Genomic DNA, 26,051 nt, shown 5'->3' on the forward strand with positions numbered 1-26,051 from the left:
CGATGAACTTGAGCCTTTGACAAACTTCCTGCTTTTGGCTCTGTTTCAGTTTTCCCTATATCGGTAGGAAGAAACACGTTATAATAAAGAGGACACCATTGACAAAGGGGATGACTCAGATGAGAAACAACGTCTATTTGTACCATCGTAACGTCAACGAATTCACAAAAGAAGTGAAGAAACTGAGAGAAATCGGGGAAAAACACGGGTTCAACATCGTAAATCAACCGGAGGACGCGAACATCATCGCTGCAGTCGGCGGGGACGGGGCATTTTTACAGGCGGTTCGCTACACAGGCTTTCGTCAAGACGCCATCTACGTTGGCTTCGGTCGTGGATTGAACGAGTTTTATTGTGATTTCGACATACATAAACTCGATGAAGTCGACCGCCTCTTCTCGGACAACTCGATGCGAATCGAAGAAGGTCTCGAAGTCCGGAAGTATCCACTTCTTTCAGCATCGATCAACGAATCGACACCGCTCCTCTGTTTAAATGAGGCTTCGATTAAATCAAGTATTATCAAATCACTCGCCATCGAGGTCTATATCGACGATCTACATTTCGAAACATTCCGTGGGGACGGAATGGTTGTATCGACGCCGACGGGATCGACTGCCTATAACAAATCTCTCAGCGGTGCGGTCGTCGACCCACTCATCCCATGTATGCAAGTGAGTGAGATCGCTTCGGTCAACAACAATCGCTATCGCACACTCGGCTCATCCTTTATCGTTCATGATTCGCGTAAGTTGTCACTCCGCATCGTCGAAGACGGCAACGACTACCCGATTATTGGGATGGATAACGAGGCGCTCAGCTTGAAGTACACAGACCGAATCGATATCGAACTCTCGGACCAGGTCATCAAGACTGTCAAGCTTCGGACCAACTCGTTCTGGCATAAAGTGCAACGTTCATTCTTCTGATGTAAAAAAAGAGTTGCTTCATCCCTTTCGGATGAAGCAACTCTTTTTTACAGCGTGGCTTTTTCTGCTTCGTACACTGGTTGCCCTTCGACGACAGTCATGACAAGACGGTTGTGCAGGATGTCTTCCCCACTCAATTTAAAGAAATCTTCATCCCATACTGTGAAGTTGGCATTGTAGCTTTGAACCAATAGCCCGTTTCTTCCGTGCGTCCCTGTAGCAACATGAGGCGAATATGTGAAGCTGCGAAGAGCTTCATACATCGAAAGACGTTCACTCGGATTTAGCGTGCTCGACCCGTGAAACGATTGTCGCATCACCGCTCCAAACAATCCCTTTCGAACGTCAACAGATGAAATCGGCGCGTCACTTCCTCCTAACACCAATGCTCCCGTATCGAGTAAAGACTTGAATCGATAGACATCATGCACACGCTCATTGCCCAACCGCTCGAACAGCATGTCCATGTCATCCGATAAAAATACCGGCTGTGCATCAATCAAAACAGGCAATGATTTGATTCGGTTGATCAATGAGTCATTCAATAAAGAGGCATGGATAATTCGATCTCGCGTCCCTTTTCTGGCAGGGTACTTTTCAAGCAGGCCGACAAATTGCTCAACCGCCGCATCACCGATCACATGCGCTGCCACATTCATCCCGTATGTTCGTGCTTTTTTCACAAGTGCCTCGAGATGATCTGGTCGATGCACTTCAATTCCTCGTTGACTCCGATCATCCGCATACGGTGCAGATAACAGAGCGGTGCGTCCACCGAACGAACCGTCGACAAAGAGTTTCATCGCACCGAAGTCAAACCGTTTCCGACGCGTCATCGCATCTTGCTGGATGACACGATCCACCACCTGTTCGTGAACGAGAAGGTGTGCTTGAAACGGAAGTTCATCCAGTACATCTTCGTACGCTTGAATCGTCTCGAGTGGATCTCCATGATAGAACAAGTCTTCCGTATGGGCGCCAACGACTCCATGTGCGAATAATGAATCGATTGCCCGGCGAAGAGAAGCGGCATTTTTCTTACGATTCCCACTCAATTCTTTATATAAGAGATCTAGTGCAGCATCATATAGGACGCCATTCAATTTGCCTTCTTCACCTCGCCCAAGTTTTCCACCTTCGATCACCGTATGGTGGATCAGTCCAAGTCGTTCAAGTCCTTTCGAGTTCACGACGGCTACGTGACGACAGACACGCTTCAACACGACAGGACGGTCGTCAATCACTTCATCAATCATCTCGCGTGTCGGCATGTCACCGAGCAGACGATCATCAAACCCTTCTGCGACGATCCAATCGTCGTCCGACCCTCGTTGCTTCATCGTTTCAAGTAATTCTCGAAGATCCGTCGCTTCACTCGCATCGACACGGTCGAGCGCTTCGCCGTATCCGACAAGGTGAATATGTGAATCGGTAAAGGCCGGATACACACTCTTTCCTTCCAAATTCACAATCTCCTCGATGCGACCCGCATATGTACGTCGGAGATGTCCCTCGTCCCCCATCTTCAAGACGCGTCCATGCTCAATAAACATGGCACGTTCCATCTCACCTGGTTTATTCAATGTGTAGATGTTCCCGTTGACCCATAGTGTACCCATCTGACGATTCCTCCTTGATTGAAAAAAGATTGACGTCTACGTTTTTCCCGTTTCCGTCAATCTTCATGCATCGTTTATTTTTTTAGCAATTCCTGCTGTTCTAACCCTTTATCCACACGTTGACGAATTTCATTGGCTCCGTTCTCATCGAATCGACCGAGCACCCGCTCACCGATTTCGACCGCAGTGCCATACTCTCCATGCAAGAACTTGTTTTCCGCAAGCGTCAAGGCGATATGGACCTCGTTGTCACGGCGACGGAAGCGGTTTGCATATTGGAGCAACTGTTCCGCATACGTCACTTGACGAATCAGTGCATGGACACGGTCACGGAAGTTATCCATCATCTCTTCGACATCATGGCTAAGCCCGACGATATACGTCATGTTGAACGGTGCCTTGTCAAACTGTTCGTCTAACGACTGGACACCTTTTTGGAGCTGACGTAAGTCGTTTGACAAATCATTCGGAACAACCGGCATCGCACTTTTCGCTAACAGGCGACGATGCCCAGACAATTCTTTTTTCCACGTTTCTAACTTGTGACGGACCTCAAGCTCTTCTTTACGTAATGAATTCGTATCCTCAATGAAACGCTCATGCATGGCACTGAATTGGTCAAGTGACCGTTTCGCTTCCTGCACTTTGGATTTGATCATACTAAACGGTAACATTTGCGCGACGAGAGCTTGTTCAATATCAAGTACATTCGCCGTGAGAGTCGTTCGTTCACGTTCTAATTGTTCGAATTCTTCTCCGACGCGTGCATTGATTTCATAGTTGCTTACAAGTCGAGACATTTCCGTCTGTAAGTGATTCATGATTTCGGCAGATTGCAATTCGCGCTCTTGTATCGTCGCAAATTCTTTTTTCACGTATTGGCGGGCATCGACCTCTGTTCGGAATGCTTCGAATAATTGATCGATATCCGAGCTCAACTGTTGCATGTCCTCTTCAAAATGATCAAATTCCAAGCGTTCGATTCGAGCCACCAACTCTTCTCGACGATCTTCCGCTTGATCGATTTCTTCCATTAATCCAAGTGGTTCAAGCGCATACCCGTCCATTTGCATTTCTTTATGTCCAGCCCGGAGTTGTTGAAGTTGTTGTTTCAGTTCCACTTGAACCGTACGTACAAATTGCGGAATGATCCGAATCAGTTCACGGATGTGTCCTACTTGATTCGATAAGGCTTGTCCGGTTTCAAATGCTTCAGAAACTTGACCGACCTGCTTTAAGTTGATCATCTCACTGCGTTTCGCCTCGGCAGCGGCAATCTCTTGTTCCACCAATGCATAGGTTGGTCCGAACGCATGGTTTTGTGAATTCAATGTCTTGCGGAACTGATACAACTCTTTCTCATCCTGCTTCACAATGTCCATAAGCGAGGTATGATGCGTCGTAAATTCATCCATCTCATCGAGCATGGCGTGTACCATCGTCTCGAGCTCTTCAATGAGTTGTTCAGTTGCATTCAAGTCAGCTTTGACTTTCATGAAACGATATTTATCCAAGTCTTCCTCAGCCCGGTATAACGCTTCATCGATTTGACCTGCATGTACACTGACTAACTCATCCCAAGATTGATGCCAACGATCAAACTTTTCTTTTGTTTCCCCTTCCATCGGCCACTGTTTGAATTTCTGGAGTTCGACGGGTATGCTCGCACTGAGCACACTTTGTTTCCTCATATCCAAGTCGTCAATTTTTTGGTAAAAATTCCTTCGAATGAGCATACTCCCCAACATGCCGCCTAATACGACGACGATGATTCCAATGATTAATCCATAAATTCCGTAATCCATCTTTGTCACAACCTCCAAGCCGCTTTCGTGGACTTATGTACCTTTATATTAAAAAAAGAAGTATTTTATAAGAATAGATATACCTAATCATATTATAGAACCAACGATTTGCATAGGTTTTCCAATGGTTTCAGTGGAGATTGTTCATTTTTTCGGAACTTTCTAACAAGACAAATCTTAAATTTGCGTGTACCATAATGCTAAATTCTAAAAACACGAAAGATGGAGGGGAATTTATATGTTCCAAACGACATCGTACTCAGGTGATTTGACAGCCGGTTACGAACTATTAAACAAGCAACTCGCCTCATTATTAGAGGGCGAAACAAATACAGTGGCCAACCTTGCCAACGCCAGCGCTTTACTCAACCAATTTTTAGATCGGATCAACTGGGTCGGATTCTACGTGACTGATTCTGAAGACAGTCTAATCTTAGGACCATTTCAGGGACTCCCGGCTTGCGTTCACATCGCGTTCGGTAAAGGGGTTTGTGGAACTGCGGCAGCTACACAAGAAACACAGCTCGTGGCCGATGTTCATCAATTCCCTGGTCATATCGCATGTGATGCGGCTTCGAATTCTGAAATCGTCGTCCCTCTCGTACGTGACGGGAAAACAATCGGCGTGCTCGATATCGACAGCCCGGAGTTCGACCGTTTCTCAGAAATCGACCGTCAAGGACTCGAACGTTTTTGCGAAACACTTCTTCGCTATATTTGATTGACAAGAGATGGTATTCATCGTATACTCATCTTTGTGCATGAAATGACGATAGCAGTCACAGACAAACGTATCCACCTTTCGGGCCTCGACTTTTGTCGGAGGGGCATCTCGTAGCTTCGCTATCAAGTGAAGGTGCTTGCACCTAGAAAGGGGCGTTACTCGTCTTTGACACCGTTGTTCTTTTGTGCAAAATACATGAACAACAAGGAGGAGTCCAATCATGGCTCGTTACACAGGTCCAGCTTGGAAACTCTCGCGTCGCTTAGGCATCTCGCTTAGCGAAACGGGTAAAGAATTAGCAAAACGTCCTTACGCACCAGGTCAACACGGAAATGGTCGTAAGAAAATCTCAGAATACGGTCTTCAGCTTCAAGCGAAGCAAGCACTTCGTCACATGTACGGAGTGAACGAGAAGCAATTCCGCCGCATCTTCAACGATGCTGGTAAAATGCCAGGCATCCACGGTGAGAACTTCATGTTCTTGCTCGAATCACGCCTTGACAACCTCGTTTACCGTTTCGGCCTCGCTCGCACACGTCGTGGAGCACGCCAACTCGTCAACCACGGTCACATCACTGTTGATGGATCACGCGTTGACATCGCGTCTTACCGCGTAAAACCAGGTCAAGTTATCGCTGTTCGTGAAAAGTCGAAAAACGTAAAAGCAATCGCTGAAGCACTTGAAGTAGCACCAGCTACAAAAGACTTCGTATCGTTTGACGCTGAGAAACTCGAAGGTACATTCGTACGTCTCCCAGAACGCGCTGAACTCAACGACCAAATCAAAGAGCAACTCATCGTCGAGTACTACTCACGTTAATGCTTTTTATCCCCTTCTTCACGAAGGGGATTTTTTTATTTCTTCAAAATTTCTTGCCGAATGCGTCCCATTTGCGTATCGAGGGCATCCGCCATGAGTGACGCTTCAATCAGCTCTTCTTTCGATGATTCTGGCACGGCATGTTGATATTTGTACTGAAGCTTATGTTCCGTTGCCGCCCAAAAGTCCATGGCGAGTGTCCGAATCTGAATCTCCGCAGGCACCCAGATGATTCGTTCTGCCAAGTAGACTTTCGTTTTCACGATGAGATGTAAGCTCCGATACCCGCTCGGTTTTGGATGTTTGATGTAATCTTTGATTTCGATGATATCTAAATCATCTCGCGCCTCTAGATGACGCAAGATTTCATAAATATCGTCGCGGAAGCTCGTAACAATCCGAATGCCCGCCACATCGTGCACATGTTCCCAAAGCGCCGAAACTTCCAAAGGCAAGTCTTTCCGTTTCATCTTGCGCACGATGGACGGCAATGTCTTCATTCTCGTCTTCACATGTTCAATCGGTGAATACCCGAGTCTCGTCTGCCAGTCCAAGTCGATGATCCCGAGATCGCTCTCAAGTTCCGTGATCGCCATTTCATAATAACGAAAGTGTTCGCGCCATTGATGGAACTGCTCACCGAAAAATTCTTCTATCTCCATCGCCATCCCTCCTATCTTCCCATTTTAGCAAATCCGAACCGCACGTCATGTATAAAAAAAGTCCATTCCTCAACAAATGAGGAACGGACATCGTGATTATACGTGACGAATCACAAAGTATTTCTTCTTACCACGGCGAATGATGGTGAATTCACCGAGCGTGTCTTCGCGCGTAATCATTTTATCGAGCGCTTGTTCACGTTCGCCGTTCAAGTAAATCGCTCCGTTCGTCACATCTTCACGTGCCTGACGTTTCGATGGTGAGATCTTCGCTTCGACGAGGAGGTCGACAAGGTTGCGTTCACCGTCAAGTTCGAATTGCGGCATGCCTTTAAACGCATCTTCCATATCTTCCGGTTGAAGCGACGTCAAATCTCCGCTAAAGAACGCTTTCGTGATGCGCTCCGCTTGTTCAAGTCCTGCTTCACCGTGGACAAGCTTTGTCATCTCTTCTGCGAGTCGGCGCTGTGCCACGCGCTTTTCAGGCGCTTCTGTCACTTCGGCTGCAAGTGCCTCAATCTCTTCATGCGACATGAACGTGAAGTATTTGATGAACTTGATGACATCTGCATCGTCGACGTTGATCCAGAACTGGTAGAACTCATATGGCGACGTCTTATCCGCATCTAACCAAACCGCACCGCCCGCTGTCTTCCCGAACTTTTGTCCGTCCGACTTTGTGACGAGTGGCACGGTGAGACCGAACGCTTTTTCAGAGTGACCAAAGCGACGAATCAATTCAAGACCTGCCGTGATGTTCCCCCATTGATCACTTCCACCGACTTGAAGACGACATTTCTCTGTCTCGTATAGTTTCAAGAAGTCGTAAGATTGGAGCAACATGTAAGAGAACTCTGTGTACGAGATCCCGTTCTCCATACGTGAATCGACAGAGTCTTTCGCGAGCATGTAACTGATTGGGAAGTGCTTCCCAATGTCGCGCAGGAAGTCGATGATTGACATCTCTTCCGTCCATTCGTAGTTGTTGCGAATCGTGATCGGGTTCTCCCCTTCAAGTGGAAGGAATCGGCTCAACTGATCCTTGATGCGATCGGAGAAGAGCTTGACCGTATCCAACGTGTTTAGTGAACGTTCATCCGAACGACCAGACGGGTCACCAATCATCCCTGTCGCCCCACCGACGAGCGCGATGACCTGATGGCCTGCCTGCTGGAAACGTTTCAGCGTCAAGATCGGGAGCAAGTGCCCGATGTGAAGCGAGTCCGCCGTCGGATCAAATCCCGTGTATAACGTCGTCGGTTGTTTGAGTTGTTCTTTTAATCCTTCTTCATCTGTCATTTGGTTGACAAGTCCTCGAAACTCTAAATCGTTTAATAGTTCCATTTGTTCCACTCCTTCGATTGACATAAAAAAACGTCCCTTCTCATATGAGAAGGGACGGAGATTCCGCGGTACCACCCTACTTGTCGCAATTTGCGACCGCTTGAGCGAGAGATAACGGTCTCGAACCGGCCCGAAGGCACGCTCTAAAAGTGTAATTCATCGATTGACATTGGCTAGTTCACAGCAACCACTAGCTTTCTGGACAAGAGGCCCGTCGACTACTTCGCTTTCTTCACAGCGTCATTATCTTGTTGACTATGCTATTCATTTTATAAGCATCGTTTTCAACTTGTCAACTCTTACAATGAAACTTGCACGAGACTTCGGTTTCGAGGTAAGGTGTAGGTTGAATTGTGCTATAATCGAATATATTACTGTCTAAAATAGTTTTACACCATATTTAAGGAGGCTGTCATGCTGCAGAAGATTCGAGACTTATGGAATAATCCGACGTCATTGAAAGTACGTCGTTATGCCAATGTTATGTATGATGTGTCGTGGAACGTCCTACTCCTGACCATCATTTCTGTTGTACTCATCGGGTTTTTAGGTGCTGGAATTGGTGTCGGATATTTCGCGTCACTCGTCAAAGATATGCCGACCCCGGCTTATAAAACGATGACTGCGCAAATCAATACGTATACATCGACTTCCAATATCTACTTCGGAAGCGGGGAGCGCATCGGGAACTATACGACCGATGAGGTACGAATCCCGATTCCAGTAGAAAAAGTTTCTCCATACGTTGTCGATGCACTACTTGCGACGGAAGATGTCGAATTCTATGAGCACGATGGCGTCGTTCCAAAAGCGACGTTACGCGCTATTTTACAAGAAGCAACAGGATCTGAAGATCGCACGGGTGGTTCAACGTTGACGCAACAATTGATTAAAAACCAAATGTTGACGAACGAAGTATCTTTCGAACGGAAAGCAAAAGAAATATTACTCGCCCTTCGTCTAGAGAAGGCGATGGACAAAGATGAAATTTTAAACGCCTATCTGAACGTCGTCTCATTCGGACGTAACTCGATGGGACGTAACATTTCAGGGATTGAGGCCGCCGCTCGCGGTGTGTTCAATACTTCGGCAGAGAAATTGACACTTCCACAAGCCGCTTTCCTTGCCGGTATCCCAAAAAACCCATTCTTCTACACACCTTACTATCAAGGTGGCGTCATCAAAGAGGACGTATCGGGTGCGGTTAACCGAATGAAAACGGTATTGAACCGCATGTACGTTGCAGGAAAGATCACGAAAGAAGAATATGATGCCGCTTATAACTACGACATCACGCAAGACTTCATGCAGACTCAGACGAAGCCTCGCGACAAATATCCGTACGTGGTAGACGAAGCAGAACTTCAAGCACGCCAAATCGTAACGGATTATCTATTGGAGCAAGATGGAATTGAAATCAATGAGTTGAGCTCGGAGGAACAGGACTCTGTCCGTTCGACTTATGCGAAGCGTGCTCATAACATGTTGCGTCAAGGTGGGTTCAACATCCGTTTGACATTGGATAAAGAAATTCACGAAGCGATGCAACAACCGGCTAAAAACGCTGGCAACTTCGGACCGAATCAAACGATTAAAGATGAGAACCGCACACTTCCTGAACAAACCTCTTCTGTCATGATTGAGAATAAGACCGGGAAAGTACTCGGATTCGTCGGAGGTCGCTACATCAATGGCAAGACCGACGATTTGAACCGTGCTTTCTGGGCAGAACGTCAAATCGGATCGACTGCAAAACCGATTCTTGTCTATTCAAATGCGATTGAAGCTGGCATGATTACACCTGCCACTCAAATCATTGACGAGGAGTATTTCTATAAGTTTACTGGTCCGGGACAACCGAAGAAACAAGTTCAAAACGAAGGGAAAACGTATCGCGGTGCTGTCACAGTACGCGATGCGCTCAAGCTCTCCTTGAACGTTCCGGCTGTTAAGATTTATGAAGAACGTAACCAAAAACCTGCTGATACGCAGAAATTAGTCGACATGGGGATTCCGGTATCTGAAGGAAACCGTTATGCTTCAGCGATGGCACTCGGTACCGGGGAAGTCAAGCCAATCGATTTGGCCGCCTCTTATGCGATGCTAGCAAATTACGGTGAACACGTGGAGCCGTACTTCATCCAAGAAATCGAATATCAAGGTGAAGTCATTTACGAAGCGAAGCCGAAGAAAACGCGTATTTTCACAGAACGTACCTCTTATCTCGTGGTGGATATGCTCCGCGACGTCTACACGTCAGGTACTGCGACATATGCACAATCATTGCTCAGCGTTCCTGGCGATTGGATGGGTAAAACCGGTACGACGAACGATCAACGTGATTCGTACTTGGTCGGGTCGAACCCGAACGTTACACTCGCTGTCTGGTCAGGTTATGATTCACAACGCCTCTCAATGCTAGATGGTTGGGATTATGGACGTTACTATCAACGGACACAGCGCATCTGGTCGCAAACGATGAATCGTGTCTATGCGGATGACCCAGAAGCTCTAGGCGTCAGCGCACGCTTCTCACAACCTTCAACCGTCACTTCAAAAGACTTCCAAGACTCAGGTTCATTCTCTGAGAAGAAGAAAGTAGAAGAGAAAGAAAAAGAAGAGGAAGAGAAGAAGAAAGAAGAAGAGGCCAAGAAAGAGGCCGAAGAAGCAAAGAAAGAAGCTGAGGAGAAGAAACAAGAGGCTGCTGCCGATGCTGCCGCTAAGAAAAAAGCTGAAGAAGAAGCTAAACAAAAAGCAGACGCCGAAGCAAAGAAAAAAGCTGAGGAAGACGCGAAGAAGAAAGCTGAAGAAGAGGCTAAACAAGAAGCCGAACAACAAGCTGAAGAAGAAGCCGATGCTGATGCTAACGGTGAATAAACAAAGGGTCGACACACGATGTGTCGACCCTTTGTTTATCTTAATCTTCCATCGTCGAGAGGTCACCTGTTTCAAGATTCAATTCCCAAGCCTTCAAGACGCGACGCATGATCTTCCCGCTTCGCGTTTTCGGCAACTTGTCCTTGAATTCGATCTCACGTGGTGCTGCATGCGCAGCCAATCCTTCTTTGACGAACTGCTGGATTTCTTGTTTTAACTCATCAGACGGTTCATAACCTTTACGTAGCGCAATGAACGCTTTGATGATTTCACCTCGGACCGGGTCCGGTTTTCCGATGACACCCGCTTCAGCCACAGCCGGATGTTCCACGAGTCGACTTTCCACTTCAAACGGTCCGACCCGTTCTCCTGCTGTCATGATGACGTCGTCGACCCGACCTTGGAACCAGAAATAGCCGTCTTCGTCCATATAAGCAGAATCACCTGACACATACCAATCTCCCCAGAAGTAACTCTCATACTTCGCATCGTTCTTCCAAATCTTCCGCATCATCGACGGCCAAGGCGTCTTGAGTGCCAAGTTCCCCATTCGGTGTGGTGGAAGTGGTTGACCCCGGTCATCCAAAATAGCCGCTTCGCAACCTGGGATCGGTTTCCCCATTGAGCCCGGTTTGATGTCCATCGTCGGATAGTTACAAATCATCATCGCACCGGTTTCTGTCATCCACCACGTATCATGGATTCGAAGATCAAATGCTTCGTGTCCCCAACGAATGACTTCTGGATTTAGCGGCTCACCGACGGATAAAATATGACGAAGTGAAGACAAATCATACTTCTCAAACGCTTCGTCGCCAGCGCCCATGAGCATGCGGAACGCCGTCGGGGCACTATACCAAACTGTCACGCCAAACCGTTCAATGACCGAATACCAAAATTCAGGATTGAAGCGTCCACCAACGATGACGTTTGTCGCACCATTTAAGAAAGGCGCAAAAATACCGTAGCTCGTCCCCGTCACCCATCCAGGGTCAGCCGTGCACCAGTAAATATCATCCGGTTGAAGATCGAGTACCCATTTGCCGGTCATCATATGTTGAATCATCGCATTATGGACGTGGAGAACCCCTTTTGGTTTTCCTGTTGAGCCCGATGTATAGTGTAAAATCAGACCGTCTTCACGGTCGACCCACGTCAATTCGAGATCTGTCGTCGCATCGTTCGCCAGTTTACGATAATCGAGCACCTTTTCCGACTCTTCGACATCGTCCCCAACGAGTAGAATTGTCTCTAAATGAGGCAACTGATCGACCGGAATGCGCGGCAACAGTTCTTTCGTCGTCACAATCACTTTCGCTTCCGAGTCGAGCAAACGGTCGTGAACCGCCTGTTCCATGAACGCCTCAAACAATGGACCGACGATGGCCCCTCGTTTGATGGCACCGAGCAAAATAAAATAAAGTTCTGGCTGACGTGGCATAAAGATAAAGACGCGGTCGCCTTTCTCCACACCAATCGACTTCAGAACATTACCAGAACGATTACTTTCTTTCTTCATATCCGCATACGTGTACCGCTCTTCTCGATCCCCATCGAAATAAAGCAGTGCCACTTTTGTCGCCAATTCACTTTCCGCATGGCGATCGATGGCTTCATATGCCAAATTGACTTTCCCCGTCAAATTCCATGAAAACAATGCTTCTGCTTGTGTCCATTCAAACGACTGACAAGCCTCTTCATACGACGCTAATTGATGTTCCCCTGTTAACGCTTTCAATTTTTCCATCGCTAAAGATTCGCCTCCCCTGTAAAGATTGGTATAACCACTTTCAGTATAGTGTTAAAATTATGACAAATCAATGAATTTCCAATTTCATCAAAACAGGATGATTCCAGCTTGATGAAAGCGCTATAATAAGAGATGGAAAAGGTGGTGACCCTATGGAAAAACAATATCATTCAAAAGTGTGGCAGACCTCACAAGGTGACGTCACGATTGATGGTCCGGTGGCGCCTGACGTGTTACGGACGTATCGTCTTGATGAAGGATTGACAGCTTTTCGTGAACCGGAAGATCAGCACGAAGCACTCGTCGATATTGCTGGGTTGAAAGAAGGAAGAATCATCGTCGCCAGGCAAGACGATCTCGTGATTGGATACGTGACTTTCCTCTATCCTGACCCGTATGAGCGTTGGAGTGAAGGAAACGACCCATACATCCTTGAACTCGGGGCAATCGAGGTGAGTCCTCGCTTCCGTGGTCAACGAATCGGGAAACAATTACTCGAAGTATCGATGATGGACCCACATATGGATGACTTTTTGATTTTGACGACCGAATATTATTGGCACTGGGATTTGAAAGGTAGTGGACTCTCGATTTGGGATTATCGAAAAGTCATGGAGAAGATGATGAATCACGGTGGACTTGTTTTCTTCCCGACAGACGATCCTGAGATTGCCTCCCATCCTGCCAACTGTTTGATGGCTCGTATCGGAAAAAACGTACGACAAGAATCAATCGACCATTTTGATTCACTTCGTCTTCGCCGACGATTTATGTACGACTAAGGAGGGATTTCATGTTAATCGAACAGATGATGAATCGACATGTCGTGACGATTCAACCGACCAATACGATTGCCCATGCCGCAAAATTAATGCGTGAACATCGTGTCCGACATTTGATTGTGACAAATCCCGCTCGACAAGTCGTCGGGATTGTCGGCCAATTCGAGATGAGTGGTGCGACGAGCGTCTTTCATCCCGAAAGTGAAAACGCAGACTTTCAAAACCCTGTATCGAGCATCATGCGATCCGAGGTACCGACAGCGCATCCATTCGATTTCTTTGAAGATGCAGCTGCGTTATTTTACGAAAACCGGCTAACCTGTCTCCCTATCGTCGAACAAGGGAAACTCGTCGGTGTATTGACAGAGACCGATTTATTACGTTACTTCGTGCAATTGACAGGCGCACTCGAACCGAGTTCGCAAATTGAAATTCTCGTCGAAAATACGACCGGCACGCTCGAAAAAGTGACCCGACTCCTCGCCAAAACAAACGTCAATATCATCAACGTCTTCGTTCATCCGACGAGCGATCCGTATAAACGTATCATCTCTTTCCGCGTCCAGACGATGAACCCGCTCCGGATCATCGAACGGTTGAAACGTGAAGGGTATGATGTCCTCGGTCCGGAGATGTCACGATGAGACCGATTTACATATTTGGCGAAGACGAGACGTCTTATCGCTTTCATGAGGATCACCCGTTCAATCCGTTACGACTGGAATTGACGACATCCCTTCTGATTGCAGCCGGAAAACTCTCCAAATCGGAATGTGTGTCTCCTCCACTCGCTTCGGTTGAAGCGTTAGCGCTCGTTCATGACTTTGACTACATCGAAGCCGTCCAAGCTGCGGCGGCAGGAGAACTTTCTACGCTGAAAGCGAATAAGTTTGGTCTCGGTACGGAAGACACTCCCATCTTTCCGACGATACACGAGGGAGCCGCACGGCTTGTCGGTGGGACGATTCATGCGCTCGATCTAGTTGCGAGCGGCAAAGCAGAGCGAGCCTTCCATGTTGGGGGCGGTCTACATCATGGAATGCGGCGCAAAGCATCAGGATTTTGCGTCTATAACGATGCGGCCGTCGCCATCGCACATGTGAGAAAACAATACGGGTCGCGCGTTCTCTATGTAGATACGGATGCGCATCATGGGGACGGGGTCCAATGGCTCTTCTATGACGATGATGATGTGATGACTTTATCCATACACGAGACAGGTCGCTATCTCTTCCCGGGTACCGGAATGGTGACAGAGCGAGGGAATGGGAAAGGATACGGCTATAGTTGGAACGTACCAGTCGATGCGTTCACCCAAGACGACTCATTTTTGACGTGCTATGAGACCGTTTTACGTGAAGCGTGCGAATGGTTCAAACCTGATATCATCCTGACTCAGAATGGTGCGGATGCCCATGTCTTTGATCCACTCACCCATCTCGCATCAACGATACGGACGTTCGAACAGATTCCCCAAATCGCTTCACGTATGGCAGACGAGTATACCGATGGTCGTCTCGTCGCACTTGGTGGCGGCGGCTATGACTGGTATCGAGCCGTTCCTCGCGCCTGGGCACAAGTGTGGGCCGGTCTGACGAGAGAGACACCCTATGCCGGAGATATCCCGACCGAGTGGATTGAGCAATGGTCCGATGTCGCTGGTCAACCGTTACCCACTCGGTGGGACGACTCTCTTTACGCGTTTGATCATATCCCGCGGCGTCAACAAATTGAAGAAAAGAATTGGGAAGTCACGAAGCGTGCCTTTTGGCCGTTCATCTCGAATGATCGAAAATCGATTTATTTATAAATAAAGCTGCCCGTTCATCTCAAAAATGGATGAACGGGCAGCTTTTCTTTTAGTCCTGACGAAGCGAGTCACGGCGTTCGATTCGGTGAGGAAGCACGACGTTTTTCTCTTCGATTTCTTCCGCGTTCAAAATCTTAGTCAAGAGACGCATCGCGACGGCTCCGATATCGTACATCGGTTGAACGACCGTCGTCAACTTCGGACGAATCATCGTCGCGAGGCGCGTGTTATCGTGACCGACGACTTCGAAATCGTTTGGAACAGAGTAACCTGCATCTTGAATCGCATGGATGACCCCAAGTGCCATTTCATCCGTCCCTGCGAAGATGGCTTTCGGACAATCGTCACGTTGCAACATTTTTTGCATCGCCTCGAGACCAGACGCATACGTATAATTTCCGAGAATCATATCGTTCTCATGGAAAGGAAGACCTGCATCTTCAAGAGCACGGCGGTAACCGGCAAATTTCTTCTCGCCATTGATTTGTTGCTCGAGTGGTCCAGTGATGAATCCAACACGGTCATGTCCGTGGTTGATCAACATCTGAGTCGCGTCATACGCCGCTTGCTCATAATCGATATTGACAGCCGGGAGATCATATCCTTGGTTCAATGTCGCTGCGAGAACAATTGGAACTGGTGATTTTTTGAACTCTTCCACGAGATCTTCATGCAAACGTCCACCCATGAAGATGATACCGTCCACTTGTTTACCTAATAGCGTATTGAGTAAATGGACTTCCTTGTCACGACTCGAATCTGAGTTACCAAGGATGATGTTGTATTTATACATCGTCGCCACGTCTTCGATACCTCGCGCCAAGTCGGCAAAGAAGATGTTCGAGATATCCGGTACGATGACACCGACCGTTGTCGTTTTCTTGCTTGCTAGTCCACGTGCGACGGCGTTCGGACGATAACCAAGACGGTCAATCGCATCCTGTACTTTCTTGCGTGTTGTCGGTTTGACGTTCGGGTTTCCGTTGACGACACGAGAGACGGTCGCCATCGACACCCCGGCTTCTCGTGCCACATCATAGATTGTTACGTTGTTACTATTCATAAACTACTCCTCCTACAAATCCTGATTTTCAAAAAGTTTTCATAAAACGTCTTAAAAAAGGAAGACAGGTATCTGTCATCCATTTACCCTGTCTTCATGCGATATAAAACGTTTCCATTTGGAAAGCTTACTTTTTCACCAAATCAAGTTGGGGAAACTGGACCGTGAGTCCTTCCACAAATTGATCGAATTGATCGAAGTCTAATTGTTGTTGCGCGTCCGAGAGGGCGATCGCCGGATTCGGGTGCACTTCTACCATCACACCGTCAGCTCCGATTGCAAGGGCCGCTTTTGCAGCTGGCAACAATAAATCACGACGACCGGTCGAATGCGTGACGTCTACCATAACAGGCAGATGCGTCTCTTGCTTCAAAATCGGCACAGCGGTAATGTCCAACGTATTGCGTGTCGCACGTTCATACGTTCGAATTCCCCGCTCGCACAAGATGACTTGGCTGTTCCCGCTCGCCATAATGTACTCTGCCGCATAAATGAACTCTTCGATTGTAGCGGATAATCCGCGCTTCAACAAGACCGGTTTGTCTGTCTTCCCAACTTCTTTTAACAAATCGAAGTTCTGCATGTTGCGAGCTCCGACTTGAATGATGTCAACATACGGTAACGCCGATTCCACTGCGCCAGGAGTCATGATTTCTGTGATGACTCGTAGGTCATGTCGGTCAGCTGCCGTCTTTAACAGTTTCAATCCCTCAAAACCTAAGCCTTGAAAATCGTAAGGTGACGTACGCGGTTTATAAGCACCGCCTCGCATGATTTTAACACCAGACAATGCAAGCTTTTCTGCGACCGCATTCACTTGTTCGAAAGACTCTACGGCACATGGTCCTGCAATCAATTGTGGACGGCCGTTTCCGATCGTCACATCTTTCATATGGACCAACGTGTCTTCCGGTTGACGTTTACGCGAAACGAGAAGCGTTTTATCTCGATCTTCTCCTTGTAATTCAGCAGACGCTTTAAAGACTTCTTTAAAGATATGTTGAAGACGTGACGTTTCAAACGGCCCTTGGTTTGATGCGGCAATAAAATCAAGCATCTCTCGCTCTCGGACCGGATCATAACGTTCGACACCTTGAAGACGTTTAATTTTTCCAATTTCGACGGCAAGTGTACCGCGCCGACTAAGCAAGTCGAGCATTTCATGGTTCAATTCATCCATTTCTCGACGTAATCGATTCAATTGATCTTGTGGACTCATAGTTTCCCTCTCATTCCTAAGCCGTTCTTTCCAGATTCCTAATTATATCGAACTTTGTGCGCTTTGTCATAAGGAAACCTTCTACGACACAAAATCACCAAAAAAGGACCGAATCCATTCGGTCCTTACGAATTACTCATTTTTTTTTAAGTCTTTCTTTAAATCTTCTAGTTCTTCTTTCGATTCCTCGTCGAGCAACTCATTGACAGGTGCTTCGAGCGAATCGTCAGACTCTGAATCCGATGCGTTCGATGGCTTTTCTTCTTCAGCCGCGCGGTCCATCTGTTCCTTCACTTCCGATTCTGCTTCCGCAACGAGTTGATCTGCTTTTTCCATCGCCTCTTCAATCGAAAGCTCATCTTCATCGATTTGTTGCTTCAATTCTGCAGCTTCGCGTGCCTTATCTTTTACGATATTGAGGACAGGTGCCGCCTTATCGCTCGCCACTTTAATCCATTCCCCGACGACCGGTTCTGCTTTCTCACGCATCTCTTTCGATTTGACAGTCAGGCGCTCTCGCGATGTTGACGTCTTCTCATCAAGGTACGTCCGTACTTCACGTCCGTTTTTCGGAGACGTCAATAACGCGACTGCCGCTCCAACAATCCCTCCGAGAATGACACCCGTCAAAAATCCGCTACTTGATTGATTCTGTTCTGTTGATTGCTTTTGGTCTGTCATGTGTGAGTTCCTCCCCGAGATTAACTTATTTGATCGTATCATCCGTTTGAATCAAATCAGGTGATACAGGTGTTTCTGCTTTCTTCTCGCGTCGTGTGCGACGACGTGGACGTTCTTTTGTAGTAGAAGATTCAGGTTTGTTCTTCTTGAACAATTCGACCGCAACCGATCCCCATCGGACGGCTTGCGCAATCTGTTCTTTGTTTTCGTCCGCTGCCGAATGGACAGAAGTCGAGACGGTACGAACAGACTCGGTTACCTCGTTCAATGATGTCCCTAGCTCATCAAGCGCATGAGCGACAGGTGCGAGCAATTCTGTTTTTTCTTCGACGTTGTCTACGAGACGGTTCGTCTTATGTAAGAGCGCCGTCACTTCCATCGTGATTCCATCGAGCTGGCGTTCTAAATTTTCGGTCGTATTGGCGACGCTTCCGAGTGTACGATTTACATTCGACAAGACACGCGCCAAGAAGATGACGAGTACGACAAACGCGAGCGCCGCAATTAGCCCAGCGATGCCTCCTAATGTGATCTCCATTCAATCCATTCCTCCTATTCAATCGTTTCTTGTTTCATTATAGCACCATTATGACTGAAAAGATTTGCTACAACCGTTTTCGCCATTCGGTCTGATTATTCCTTTACCCGTTTTTGTGTTTTCGATTACACTAAAATAGAAATTCATAAAAAAAATTAGGGGTGATCGTGTGAGAGATCCAAGAATTACACAATTAGCTGACGGTTTAATCAATTATTCCGTCAAGCTACAACCGGGGGAAAAGGTATTAATTGAGAACTTCGGCGTCGAAGAGTCGCTCGTTGAAGCACTCGTCGAAAAGGCATACGAAGCAGGGGGACATCCTTTCGTTCTCTTAAAAGAGAGCCGTATCTTACGTAAGTTGTATACAGGCGCAAGCCGTGAACAACTCGAACTGATGGCCGACATCGAACGTAAACAGATGCAAGCAATGGATGCCTACATCGGCTTACGTGCTGGTGATAACATTAACGAGTTGTCAGACGTTCCAAGCGAACAGCAAAAACTTGTCGGTGCCACACTTGGGAAAATGCATACCGAAGACCGTGTTAAAGGAACGAAATGGGTCGTTCTCCGCTATCCATCTCCATCGATGGCGCAACTCGCTGGAAAATCGACAGAAGCGTTCGAAGACTTCTATTTCAATGTCTGTACACTCGATTACGGAAAAATGGACCGTGCGATGGATGCGCTAGTCGAGTTAATGAATAAGACAGATCGCGTGACATTGAAAGGACCAGGTACCGATCTTTCATTCTCGATTTTAGATATCCCAGCCATCAAGTGTTCTGGTCAGATGAACATTCCGGACGGTGAAGTGTTCACAGCACCGGTCAAAGACTCGGTCAATGGTGTCATCACATACAATACGCCATCTCCATATCAAGGCTTCACGTTCGAGAATGTGAAGTTGACGTTTAAAGACGGGAAGATTGTAGATGCGACAGCGAACGATACAGAACGGATCAATGAGGTGTTCAACACGGATGAAGGTGCGCGTTATGTCGGTGAGTTCGCCATCGGTGTGAACCCATACATCCAACATCCAATGAAGGATATTCTCTTCGATGAGAAAATTGATGGAAGCTTCCATTTCACACCTGGTCAAGCGTATGATGAGGCTTATAACGGCAACAACTCATCTGTCCACTGGGATCTCGTCAACATCCAGCGCCCGGATTACGGTGGCGGCGAAATCTGGTTCGACGATTTGCTCATCCGAAAAGATGGACGTTTCGTCATCGATGCGTTGCTTCCGCTCAATCCAGAAAACTTGAAATAATATAAAGAATGGTGCGCCTTTTTCAGGTGCACCATTCTTTATATTTATAATTTTGTTTTCTTCCCGAGGGCGGCAGACATCATCCAAATTTCTTTTTCGAGTCGCTCGATATGAGAAACGAATGTATCTTCAATCGCCTCATCGCCGTCCTCAAATTTCTCCATCGCATCTTGCATCTCTTGACGGATTTGTTTGAAGTCACTGATGATATCTTTGATCATCTGATCTGTCTCGGCATGACGATCGCCTTCTTTTAACGTTGAATGTTCGAGATACTCTTTCATCGTCGCAAATGGTTCGCCGTCATTCATAAGGAGTCGTTCTGCCACATCATCGTAGAGTTCTGCCACTAAATTATAGAGTTCTTCTAGTTTTTCATGATACGTGAAGAAATGCGGTCCACTAATATACCAGTGATAATTATGAAGTTTTACAAACAGCAATCCATAGTTCGCTACTTCTTTGTTTAAGGTGTTGAGTGCAACTTGACTAGCCATTCCTAACATCTCCTTTGTCATATTCATCGATACTACTATTACCGAGATTTTGGATGGCTAAACATAAAAAAGAGAGACTTTCGTCTCCCTTTCACACTTACGCTTCAAGTTTTACAACTTCTTCATATTCGCGCTGATACGTTTGAATATCACCGGCACCCATGAATAAGAGCACGGCATCGGCATGGTTGCGTAACACGCTTGTACCACCACGTTTTAAGATATGTGCTCCTTCGATTCGTGATTGAAGGTCTTCGATGGTGACCGTCCCTTCTTGCTCACGTGCTGAACCGAAAATATCACATAAATAGACAGTGTCTGCTTCGGCCAATGCCGTCGCAAAGTCGTCCATGAATGATTTCAAGCGTGTATACGTATGTGGTTGGAAGATTGCAACGACTTCTCGATTGCCATACTTTTTCCGAGCTGCTTCTACCGTTGCACTAATCTCACGCGGATGATGCGCATAGTCATCGACAAGCACTTGATCGTTTAACATCGATTCACTGAATCGGCGTTTTACACCGTTGAACGTTTCAAGACGTTCTTTTACCAATTCTTTCGGCAAGTTCTCGTAGTCACATGTCGCAATGACGGCAAGCGCATTCAACACGCTGTGGTCTCCATATCCAGGAATCCGGAATGTCCCGTAGAAGTCATCACGTAAAAAGACATCAAATGTCGTTCCATTTTCTGTCGATGTGACCTGTTCAGCACGGAAATCATTGTGCGTCCCGAAACCGTAATAGACGAGCGGCACGTTTGCTTGGATGTGTTGAAGATTTTCATCATCGCCACAAGCAATGATTCCTTTCTTCACTTGTTTCGCCATTTCTTGGAATGCGTCAATGACATCATCAAGACCAGAGAAATAGTCCGAATGGTCAAAGTCGATATTCGTCATAATCGCGTAGTCTGGACGGTAGTATAAGAAATGTCGTTTGTACTCACAAGCTTCGAAGACAAAGTTCTTCGAATCCGCCACTCCCTCTCCCGTTCCATCGCCGATTAAGAACGATGTCGGTTCGATTCCACGCATTACGTGTGCAAGTAATCCCGTCGTTGACGTTTTCCCGTGCGACCCAGTGATGGCGACGCTCGTGTAATGGTTCGCGAGTTCACCTAAAAACTCGTAATACTTATAAATCGTCAATCCGAGTTCACGTGCACGCACGATTTCTGGATGATCATCACTGAACGCGTTTCCTTGTACAACGATTTGGTCTTCCGAAATATTTTCAGGATCGAATGGCAAAATTTCAATCCCTTTACGGTTCAATGCTTCTTCTGTAAAAAATGCTTTTTCAACGTCCGATCCACGGACCTCATTGTTCATATCAAATAAAATTTGAGCTAAAGGACTCATGCCCGTTCCTTTAATTCCGACGAAGTGATAACGGTTCATCTGTAAATAGCCCCCCTAATTCATTGCGGCTCGTCAAAATGCGACAAACCTTTGTCATTATAGCAAAACTCACAGAATCGTGCTATTACAGATTATTGTTTTTTTGTGCAAGTCGTCGGCTACGGTACATCGCCATCCGATCTTTTGGCGTCATCATCACATTCACAGGCGGTTGATCCGCTTTAAATGAGACTTGAACCGCTGGTGTCAAATCTGTGTCAGAAGGCATTCCTTGCTGTTCAGATGGTGTTTGTAATGTTTCTGCAATCTGCTCGATCGACGGACCAATTTGTTCCGCCAATCCATCAATATCTAGGTCAGTTTGAGGAGTGGCATCTTGTTGAGCCTCCACGACTGTCTCCTTTTTTGAACGAGATAAATCTGTTGATTGCATAAAAACAGATGAAAAGCCATTATCAAGAATCGAAACTTCACCAAGAATCGATTTGTCTTCAATTTCAATTTCCCCGGAAATCAGCTCGTTGGACTCTTCACTCCATTCAGGTTCAGAGACGGTTTCAGTAGATGACTCTCGGTTCAGCTCTTCCGTCGCAGAATGAGTAGATTCCATCGCTGAATCATACGCATCTCTCGTTTCAGGAGAGTGTTCGACCGGAAGGACAATCTTTGGTTTCGGACGAGCATATCCATAAATCGGTGACGGGACGTCTGACGGAATAAATTCCTCGGTTACCTCTACCTTTGGCGGAGGGGAACCTTTTTGTCCTTCTTTCGACAGTTCTCGTTTGATTCGCTCTGCTTGTTGCTTCAGTGAACGTTCATATGCATCCATACTTGATTCCTCGCTTTTTCACTCAATCCATATTTAACAAAAAATCGGTCGAATTTAGCGACCGATTTTAAATGCTGTACCTACTTCATATTCGTCATCTAATACTAAAATTCCTTTTTCTTGCGGGGCGTTCGGAAGGTTTAATTCACGGGCAGAACAAATCATCCCGTGTGAACTCTCACCGCGGAGTGCAGATGGACGGATAATCAAACCAGTCGGCATCACCGCACCCGGTTTTGCGACAACGACTTTTTGTCCGGTTGCTACATTAGGTGCGCCACATACAATCTGAACAGTCCCTTGGTCGATTTGAACTTGGCAGATCGACAATTTGTCAGCGTCCGGGTGCTTCACTGCGCTTTCGACATAACCTACGACAAACTTCGGTGTCACGTCAACCCACGAAAAGTCCTCTTCAATCCCGTTGTCATTCAAGATGCTTTGCAACTGTTCCACTAATCCTACTGTCAACTCAACCGGACCATTCCATCCTGTCACATCAACATGTTGACTCGCTTGAAACAGGTTGTACCCGTTCACTTCCCCGTCTGCTGACTTGACGATTGCCACATCTCCCGTCCGCTCGACAGATTGATGATGTCTTTCTCCTTCTTTCAACAACACCATGAGTACATCACCGATTCCTTCTCGGTTGTAAAACACATTCATTTGCATACGTTCCTACGTCCCTTCTTTCAAACTCATCTCACTTATTTTATCAGATTATGTGTTCGATGGCGGGGTCTTTTTTCCGACAATAAAAATCGGTTCAAGTTCCCCCGCCTCATAGTGAAAGGCGAGTGCAGTTATAGGAATCCGACCATTTGTGAAGAAATCAAACATCAATTGCTGCATCGCATCATACCCTTGGTCATTTCGAATGTCCGCAACGATCATCACATCCTGATGTGGGACACCGACGAGCATATCCCCTTCAATCCGTCGTTCCATCATCCGGAGAAACTCATCATTTAACACACGAGACGCCTCGTAGCCATCGCGAGTTGATAAGAAGTAGAAGGGATTCCCAGCCACTTCGTCTTGCTTCATCTCGGTCGGTAGTTTTTTCACATTCTCACGGGCGATTCGTTCGATGCGGTCGAGCGTCATCTCATCCGAAAGGTGCCGTTCTTCAATCAATCGATACCCGTTCCCGCGGTCCAGCGCATAAAAAATAGCGGTCTCGGCCGTGTGCGGGGTGAATGCAAGTGTTTCTCCATTTTTTGTCGTCTTCGAGAAAGAGTTCGAACGAATGACCGGATAGATGGCATCTTCATTTCCCGTGAGGGAGATGTGATCATCCGCCTTCATCGCTGATTCGATATACTCGATGACTTCATCGACGGCAACCGTACCGCGTGTCTTAGCCTTTGCTACAATCGGCGCAAGGCGAATATTGACCCCAAAACGGTCAGATTTTCGTTCGACGCGCAGCACCTCATTCTCACGGTCGTAAGAAGTACGGTATTCCTCATTAAAATGCGATTCTAGATAACGTCTTAGCTCATTCCGTTCCATGAAGACTCACCCTAATCCGTTCAAGAAAGCTTCAACCTGTTCCGGCGTCTTCCGTTCACGACCGACGTAGCGATCAACCTCTTTGCCATTTTCAAACGCAACAAAGCTTGGGATGCCAAAAACATCAAGTTCTTGCGCAAGTTCCATGAACTCGTCACGATCGACGTAATAGAACGTCCATGCTTCAAATTTCTTTTCGATTTCTGGCATGAATGGGTCAAGGAATCGGCAATCCCCACACCATGTCGCTGAAAACATAAGGACACTTTTCGCTTCTTTTGCTTCCATATATTCTGCCATTGTGGATAGTCGTTTCATGATTATCACTCCTGTTCGTTTTTTCCTCACTTATAATAGCATAAGTCAAGTCACACATTCTGCTCTGCTGTTTGTTATAATCAAAGCCGAAACTAGTTGAAACAGGTGAAGCTGAATGAAATTAACACGCGAAACGTTAAACCCTGAAATGAAGCACCCTCTTGAACAGATGGTCGGTGTATTTGGAATGCTTGCCATTTTGCGATACGGCTACTTGTTTATTGACACTGATAAAACGAGACTAGAGATCTTGATTTGGCTCGTTGTCGGTTTCGCCGTCATTTATGTGCTCGAAAAATATCTCAAGAAATTGGCACGTCACTTACCCATCGTTCGAAAGCGTTTCTTGATCCCCATTTACGTGATTGTGCTCATGTTATTCTTAATCAGTTTCCGCGTCCCTCGTGAGACGGTTGAGTCCGTGAAAATGTGGTTCGGAATTGGATGAAAAAGAGCAACGTTCCTCGAAACGTTGCTCTTCTTTAGTAATCAATTTTTAAATCATTCGGTTGAATCCGACCGGTTCTTCGCAAGACTGCGTATACCGCGTAGCTCAATAGAGCTGGTCCGATTATGAGGAAACCAATGACGACGAGAAAGGTGTACCAAGTAAAGCCCATTGTTTCGAGCATGACGATTGGACCGACAAGCCCACTTGTTCCCATGCCCGCCCCCGCAGCGACACTTTCCAGTTCAAACAACAGAATCGCGATTGGTGCCAATACAGCACCGGCCATTGTCGGCGGAAGGAGAATCCAAGGGTTTTTCACAATGTTCCCGACTTGAAGCATCGAGGTGCCAATCCCTTGAGCAATCGCCCCACCGACTCCGTTATCACGATAACTCGTGATGGCAAACCCGATCATCTGAGCCGCACAACCGACAGTCGCTGCACCAGCGGCAATCCCATTCAAACCGAGCATCAATGCGATGGCAGCACTTGAAATCGGTGCCGTTAACGCAAGTCCCATCAATGTCGCGACGACCACTCCCATGAACAACGGCTGTTGCTCCGTCCCCCATTCAATCCAACCACCGAGTTGCGTCATGAACAGGCCGACATACTTGCCGATATACGTTGCTGTGAGATAGCCTACGGCAATCGTAGTGAACGGCGTCACTAGAATATCTAGCTTCGTCGATTTAGAGACGAGTTTTGAGACTTCGACCGAAAGAATTGTCGCAACGTAGCTTCCTGCCGGGCCGAACTCATATCCAAATGCCCCGACAACGAGCGCAGAAAACAAAATGAGCGGTGGCGCCTCTAGCGCATAGGCGATGGCAATCCCGATTGCCGGTCCGGTCAAGCTCATGGCAACATCCCCGATTTGAATCAATGTGGCACTCATCCCTGTGAACGTCGTCCCTTCGAGCTGACCTCCGATTGTTTTCATGATCAGACCGATGATTAATGTACTAAACAAACCTAGTGCCATATAACTTAGCGCGGTCACAAAATAAAGCGACGGGCTCAATGAGATTCCTTTTTTCTTGAACATAACATATCCTCCTTACCCTTATACAAGTGTCTTGTCATAAGTAATATACATGTATAAACACCTTTATCAGTATAAGACGTTTTCATGAAATAGCAAGAATATCCACAAAAAAAAAC

At 46.8% G+C, this 26,051-nt stretch carries 25 protein-coding genes and 1 other annotated feature; of the genes, 9 read left to right on the forward strand and 16 right to left on the reverse strand.

Annotated elements, in window-relative coordinates:
- Window positions 1-110 precede the first annotated feature (110 nt).
- A complete protein-coding gene (locus Q9R25_RS06055; RefSeq protein WP_214691264.1) occupies window positions 111-929 on the forward strand; it encodes an NAD kinase in 819 nt (272 codons plus the stop codon).
- Between the two features lie 47 nt (window positions 930-976).
- On the opposite strand, the gene Q9R25_RS06060 is transcribed toward Q9R25_RS06055, so the two are convergent.
- Complete coding sequence (locus Q9R25_RS06060) at window positions 977-2,548, reverse strand: amidohydrolase (RefSeq protein ID WP_215243810.1); 1,572 nt, start codon at window positions 2,546-2,548, stop codon at window positions 977-979.
- 74 nt (window positions 2,549-2,622) lie between these two features.
- Window positions 2,623-4,353, reverse strand: coding sequence for a septation ring formation regulator EzrA (ezrA, locus tag Q9R25_RS06065; RefSeq protein ID WP_311282907.1), 1,731 nt, complete (start codon window positions 4,351-4,353; stop codon window positions 2,623-2,625).
- A gap of 238 nt (window positions 4,354-4,591) precedes the next feature.
- On the opposite strand from ezrA, the gene Q9R25_RS06070 reads away from it, so the two are divergent.
- Window positions 4,592-5,074, forward strand: coding sequence for a GAF domain-containing protein (locus Q9R25_RS06070; RefSeq protein WP_311282908.1), 483 nt, complete (start codon window positions 4,592-4,594; stop codon window positions 5,072-5,074).
- Between the two features lie 223 nt (window positions 5,075-5,297).
- Window positions 5,298-5,897 (forward strand): 30S ribosomal protein S4, encoded by a 600-nt coding sequence (gene rpsD / locus Q9R25_RS06075; RefSeq protein WP_031423120.1) that lies wholly within the window; start codon window positions 5,298-5,300, stop codon window positions 5,895-5,897.
- 35 nt (window positions 5,898-5,932) lie between these two features.
- Here rpsD and Q9R25_RS06080 read toward each other — a convergent pair whose 3' ends face one another.
- Together Q9R25_RS06080 and tyrS are read right to left on the reverse strand one after the other, a co-directional pair.
- A complete protein-coding gene (locus Q9R25_RS06080; RefSeq protein ID WP_159562542.1) occupies window positions 5,933-6,559 on the reverse strand; it encodes a GTP pyrophosphokinase in 627 nt (208 codons plus the stop codon).
- Window positions 6,560-6,655: 96 nt separating this feature from the next.
- Complete coding sequence (gene tyrS / locus Q9R25_RS06085; RefSeq protein ID WP_159562543.1) at window positions 6,656-7,903, reverse strand: tyrosine--tRNA ligase; 1,248 nt, start codon at window positions 7,901-7,903, stop codon at window positions 6,656-6,658.
- Between the two features lie 47 nt (window positions 7,904-7,950).
- Window positions 7,951-8,148, reverse strand: a binding site (T-box leader).
- Between the two features lie 169 nt (window positions 8,149-8,317).
- Here tyrS and Q9R25_RS06090 point away from each other — a divergent pair.
- Window positions 8,318-10,780: a transglycosylase domain-containing protein gene (locus tag Q9R25_RS06090; RefSeq protein ID WP_159562544.1), complete on the forward strand. Its 2,463-nt coding sequence runs from the start codon at window positions 8,318-8,320 to the stop codon at window positions 10,778-10,780.
- Window positions 10,781-10,820: 40 nt separating this feature from the next.
- On the opposite strand, the gene acsA is transcribed toward Q9R25_RS06090, so the two are convergent.
- Complete coding sequence (gene acsA / locus Q9R25_RS06095) at window positions 10,821-12,527, reverse strand: acetate--CoA ligase (RefSeq protein ID WP_074036486.1); 1,707 nt, start codon at window positions 12,525-12,527, stop codon at window positions 10,821-10,823.
- Between the two features lie 155 nt (window positions 12,528-12,682).
- On the opposite strand from acsA, the gene Q9R25_RS06100 reads away from it, so the two are divergent.
- The 3 genes from Q9R25_RS06100 to Q9R25_RS06110 are packed head-to-tail and all read left to right on the forward strand — an operon-like array spanning window position 12,683 to window position 15,122.
- On the forward strand, window positions 12,683-13,312 hold the full coding sequence (locus Q9R25_RS06100; protein ID WP_078147204.1) for a GNAT family N-acetyltransferase: 630 nt from the start codon (window positions 12,683-12,685) through the stop codon (window positions 13,310-13,312).
- 11 nt (window positions 13,313-13,323) lie between these two features.
- The gene (locus tag Q9R25_RS06105; RefSeq protein ID WP_012726747.1) at window positions 13,324-13,956 is read left to right on the forward strand and encodes an acetoin utilization AcuB family protein; all 633 of its coding nucleotides are present in this window, start codon (window positions 13,324-13,326) and stop codon (window positions 13,954-13,956) included.
- Window positions 13,953-15,122, forward strand: coding sequence for an acetoin utilization protein AcuC (locus Q9R25_RS06110; RefSeq protein ID WP_074036482.1), 1,170 nt, complete (start codon window positions 13,953-13,955; stop codon window positions 15,120-15,122). Before Q9R25_RS06105 ends, Q9R25_RS06110 begins: the two co-directional genes overlap by 4 nt.
- A gap of 49 nt (window positions 15,123-15,171) precedes the next feature.
- Here the strand turns inward: Q9R25_RS06110 and ccpA are convergent, their stop codons facing one another.
- The 4 genes from ccpA to Q9R25_RS06130 all read right to left on the reverse strand — a co-directional run bounded on the left by ccpA (window position 15,172) and on the right by Q9R25_RS06130 (window position 18,623).
- Window positions 15,172-16,185: a catabolite control protein A gene (gene ccpA / locus Q9R25_RS06115; protein ID WP_074036481.1), complete on the reverse strand. Its 1,014-nt coding sequence runs from the start codon at window positions 16,183-16,185 to the stop codon at window positions 15,172-15,174.
- 127 nt (window positions 16,186-16,312) lie between these two features.
- A complete protein-coding gene (locus Q9R25_RS06120) occupies window positions 16,313-17,404 on the reverse strand; it encodes a bifunctional 3-deoxy-7-phosphoheptulonate synthase/chorismate mutase (RefSeq protein ID WP_074036479.1) in 1,092 nt (363 codons plus the stop codon).
- 132 nt (window positions 17,405-17,536) lie between these two features.
- Window positions 17,537-18,085, reverse strand: a complete 549-nt coding sequence (locus Q9R25_RS06125) for a YtxH domain-containing protein (RefSeq protein ID WP_159562547.1) — start codon at window positions 18,083-18,085, stop codon at window positions 17,537-17,539.
- A 25-nt stretch (window positions 18,086-18,110) separates the two neighbouring features.
- Window positions 18,111-18,623, reverse strand: a complete 513-nt coding sequence (locus Q9R25_RS06130; protein ID WP_074036477.1) for a DUF948 domain-containing protein — start codon at window positions 18,621-18,623, stop codon at window positions 18,111-18,113.
- Between the two features lie 169 nt (window positions 18,624-18,792).
- Here Q9R25_RS06130 and Q9R25_RS06135 point away from each other — a divergent pair, with 169 nt between their 5' ends.
- The gene (locus Q9R25_RS06135; protein WP_159562548.1) at window positions 18,793-19,905 is read left to right on the forward strand and encodes an aminopeptidase; all 1,113 of its coding nucleotides are present in this window, start codon (window positions 18,793-18,795) and stop codon (window positions 19,903-19,905) included.
- Window positions 19,906-19,949: 44 nt separating this feature from the next.
- Here Q9R25_RS06135 and Q9R25_RS06140 read toward each other — a convergent pair whose 3' ends face one another.
- The 6 genes from Q9R25_RS06140 to Q9R25_RS06165 all read right to left on the reverse strand — a co-directional run bounded on the left by Q9R25_RS06140 (window position 19,950) and on the right by Q9R25_RS06165 (window position 24,436).
- Window positions 19,950-20,402 (reverse strand): Dps family protein, encoded by a 453-nt coding sequence (locus Q9R25_RS06140; RefSeq protein ID WP_012726754.1) that lies wholly within the window; start codon window positions 20,400-20,402, stop codon window positions 19,950-19,952.
- 97 nt (window positions 20,403-20,499) lie between these two features.
- Window positions 20,500-21,807: a UDP-N-acetylmuramate--L-alanine ligase gene (gene murC, locus Q9R25_RS06145; protein WP_159562549.1), complete on the reverse strand. Its 1,308-nt coding sequence runs from the start codon at window positions 21,805-21,807 to the stop codon at window positions 20,500-20,502.
- 85 nt (window positions 21,808-21,892) lie between these two features.
- Window positions 21,893-22,600: a hypothetical protein gene (locus Q9R25_RS06150; protein ID WP_311282909.1), complete on the reverse strand. Its 708-nt coding sequence runs from the start codon at window positions 22,598-22,600 to the stop codon at window positions 21,893-21,895.
- Between the two features lie 54 nt (window positions 22,601-22,654).
- Window positions 22,655-23,269: a YtpR family tRNA-binding protein gene (ytpR, locus tag Q9R25_RS06155; protein WP_159562551.1), complete on the reverse strand. Its 615-nt coding sequence runs from the start codon at window positions 23,267-23,269 to the stop codon at window positions 22,655-22,657.
- Window positions 23,270-23,323: 54 nt separating this feature from the next.
- Entirely contained in the window at window positions 23,324-24,118 is a 795-nt protein-coding gene (locus Q9R25_RS06160; RefSeq protein WP_215243807.1) for a DUF1444 domain-containing protein, read from the reverse strand.
- A 6-nt stretch (window positions 24,119-24,124) separates the two neighbouring features.
- Window positions 24,125-24,436, reverse strand: coding sequence for a thioredoxin family protein (locus tag Q9R25_RS06165; protein ID WP_159562553.1), 312 nt, complete (start codon window positions 24,434-24,436; stop codon window positions 24,125-24,127).
- A 115-nt stretch (window positions 24,437-24,551) separates the two neighbouring features.
- On the opposite strand from Q9R25_RS06165, the gene Q9R25_RS06170 reads away from it, so the two are divergent.
- Window positions 24,552-24,884: a hypothetical protein gene (locus Q9R25_RS06170; RefSeq protein WP_012726760.1), complete on the forward strand. Its 333-nt coding sequence runs from the start codon at window positions 24,552-24,554 to the stop codon at window positions 24,882-24,884.
- 34 nt (window positions 24,885-24,918) lie between these two features.
- On the opposite strand, the gene Q9R25_RS06175 is transcribed toward Q9R25_RS06170, so the two are convergent.
- Window positions 24,919-25,935, reverse strand: coding sequence for a PTS sugar transporter subunit IIC (locus Q9R25_RS06175; RefSeq protein ID WP_214690718.1), 1,017 nt, complete (start codon window positions 25,933-25,935; stop codon window positions 24,919-24,921).
- Between the last annotated feature and the right edge of the window lie 116 nt (window positions 25,936-26,051).

Source organism: Exiguobacterium sp. BG5(2022) (genome assembly GCF_031844365.1).
In the GTDB taxonomy this organism is placed as follows: Bacteria; Bacillota; Bacilli; order Exiguobacteriales; family Exiguobacteriaceae; genus Exiguobacterium; species Exiguobacterium profundum.

Bases quoted from the DNA above. Each gene is read 5' to 3' on its own strand.
- Q9R25_RS06055 (WP_214691264.1), top strand. From the start codon at position 111: ATGACTCAGATGAGAAACAACGTCTATTTGTACCATCGTAACGTCAAC.
- Q9R25_RS06060 (WP_215243810.1), bottom strand. From the start codon at position 2,548: ATGGGTACACTATGGGTCAACGGGAACATCTACACATTGAATAAACCA.
- ezrA (WP_311282907.1), bottom strand. From the start codon at position 4,353: ATGGATTACGGAATTTATGGATTAATCATTGGAATCATCGTCGTCGTA.
- Q9R25_RS06070 (WP_311282908.1), top strand. From the start codon at position 4,592: ATGTTCCAAACGACATCGTACTCAGGTGATTTGACAGCCGGTTACGAA.
- rpsD (WP_031423120.1), top strand. From the start codon at position 5,298: ATGGCTCGTTACACAGGTCCAGCTTGGAAACTCTCGCGTCGCTTAGGC.
- Q9R25_RS06080 (WP_159562542.1), bottom strand. From the start codon at position 6,559: ATGGAGATAGAAGAATTTTTCGGTGAGCAGTTCCATCAATGGCGCGAA.
- tyrS (WP_159562543.1), bottom strand. From the start codon at position 7,903: ATGGAACTATTAAACGATTTAGAGTTTCGAGGACTTGTCAACCAAATG.
- Q9R25_RS06090 (WP_159562544.1), top strand. From the start codon at position 8,318: ATGCTGCAGAAGATTCGAGACTTATGGAATAATCCGACGTCATTGAAA.
- acsA (WP_074036486.1), bottom strand. From the start codon at position 12,527: ATGGAAAAATTGAAAGCGTTAACAGGGGAACATCAATTAGCGTCGTAT.
- Q9R25_RS06100 (WP_078147204.1), top strand. From the start codon at position 12,683: ATGGAAAAACAATATCATTCAAAAGTGTGGCAGACCTCACAAGGTGAC.
- Q9R25_RS06105 (WP_012726747.1), top strand. From the start codon at position 13,324: ATGTTAATCGAACAGATGATGAATCGACATGTCGTGACGATTCAACCG.
- Q9R25_RS06110 (WP_074036482.1), top strand. From the start codon at position 13,953: ATGAGACCGATTTACATATTTGGCGAAGACGAGACGTCTTATCGCTTT.
- ccpA (WP_074036481.1), bottom strand. From the start codon at position 16,185: ATGAATAGTAACAACGTAACAATCTATGATGTGGCACGAGAAGCCGGG.
- Q9R25_RS06120 (WP_074036479.1), bottom strand. From the start codon at position 17,404: ATGAGTCCACAAGATCAATTGAATCGATTACGTCGAGAAATGGATGAA.
- Q9R25_RS06125 (WP_159562547.1), bottom strand. From the start codon at position 18,085: ATGACAGACCAAAAGCAATCAACAGAACAGAATCAATCAAGTAGCGGA.
- Q9R25_RS06130 (WP_074036477.1), bottom strand. From the start codon at position 18,623: ATGGAGATCACATTAGGAGGCATCGCTGGGCTAATTGCGGCGCTCGCG.
- Q9R25_RS06140 (WP_012726754.1), bottom strand. From the start codon at position 20,402: ATGGCTAGTCAAGTTGCACTCAACACCTTAAACAAAGAAGTAGCGAAC.
- murC (WP_159562549.1), bottom strand. From the start codon at position 21,807: ATGAACCGTTATCACTTCGTCGGAATTAAAGGAACGGGCATGAGTCCT.
- Q9R25_RS06150 (WP_311282909.1), bottom strand. From the start codon at position 22,600: ATGGATGCATATGAACGTTCACTGAAGCAACAAGCAGAGCGAATCAAA.
- ytpR (WP_159562551.1), bottom strand. From the start codon at position 23,269: ATGAATGTGTTTTACAACCGAGAAGGAATCGGTGATGTACTCATGGTG.
- Q9R25_RS06160 (WP_215243807.1), bottom strand. From the start codon at position 24,118: ATGGAACGGAATGAGCTAAGACGTTATCTAGAATCGCATTTTAATGAG.
- Q9R25_RS06165 (WP_159562553.1), bottom strand. From the start codon at position 24,436: ATGAAACGACTATCCACAATGGCAGAATATATGGAAGCAAAAGAAGCG.
- Q9R25_RS06170 (WP_012726760.1), top strand. From the start codon at position 24,552: ATGAAATTAACACGCGAAACGTTAAACCCTGAAATGAAGCACCCTCTT.
- Q9R25_RS06175 (WP_214690718.1), bottom strand. From the start codon at position 25,935: ATGTTCAAGAAAAAAGGAATCTCATTGAGCCCGTCGCTTTATTTTGTG.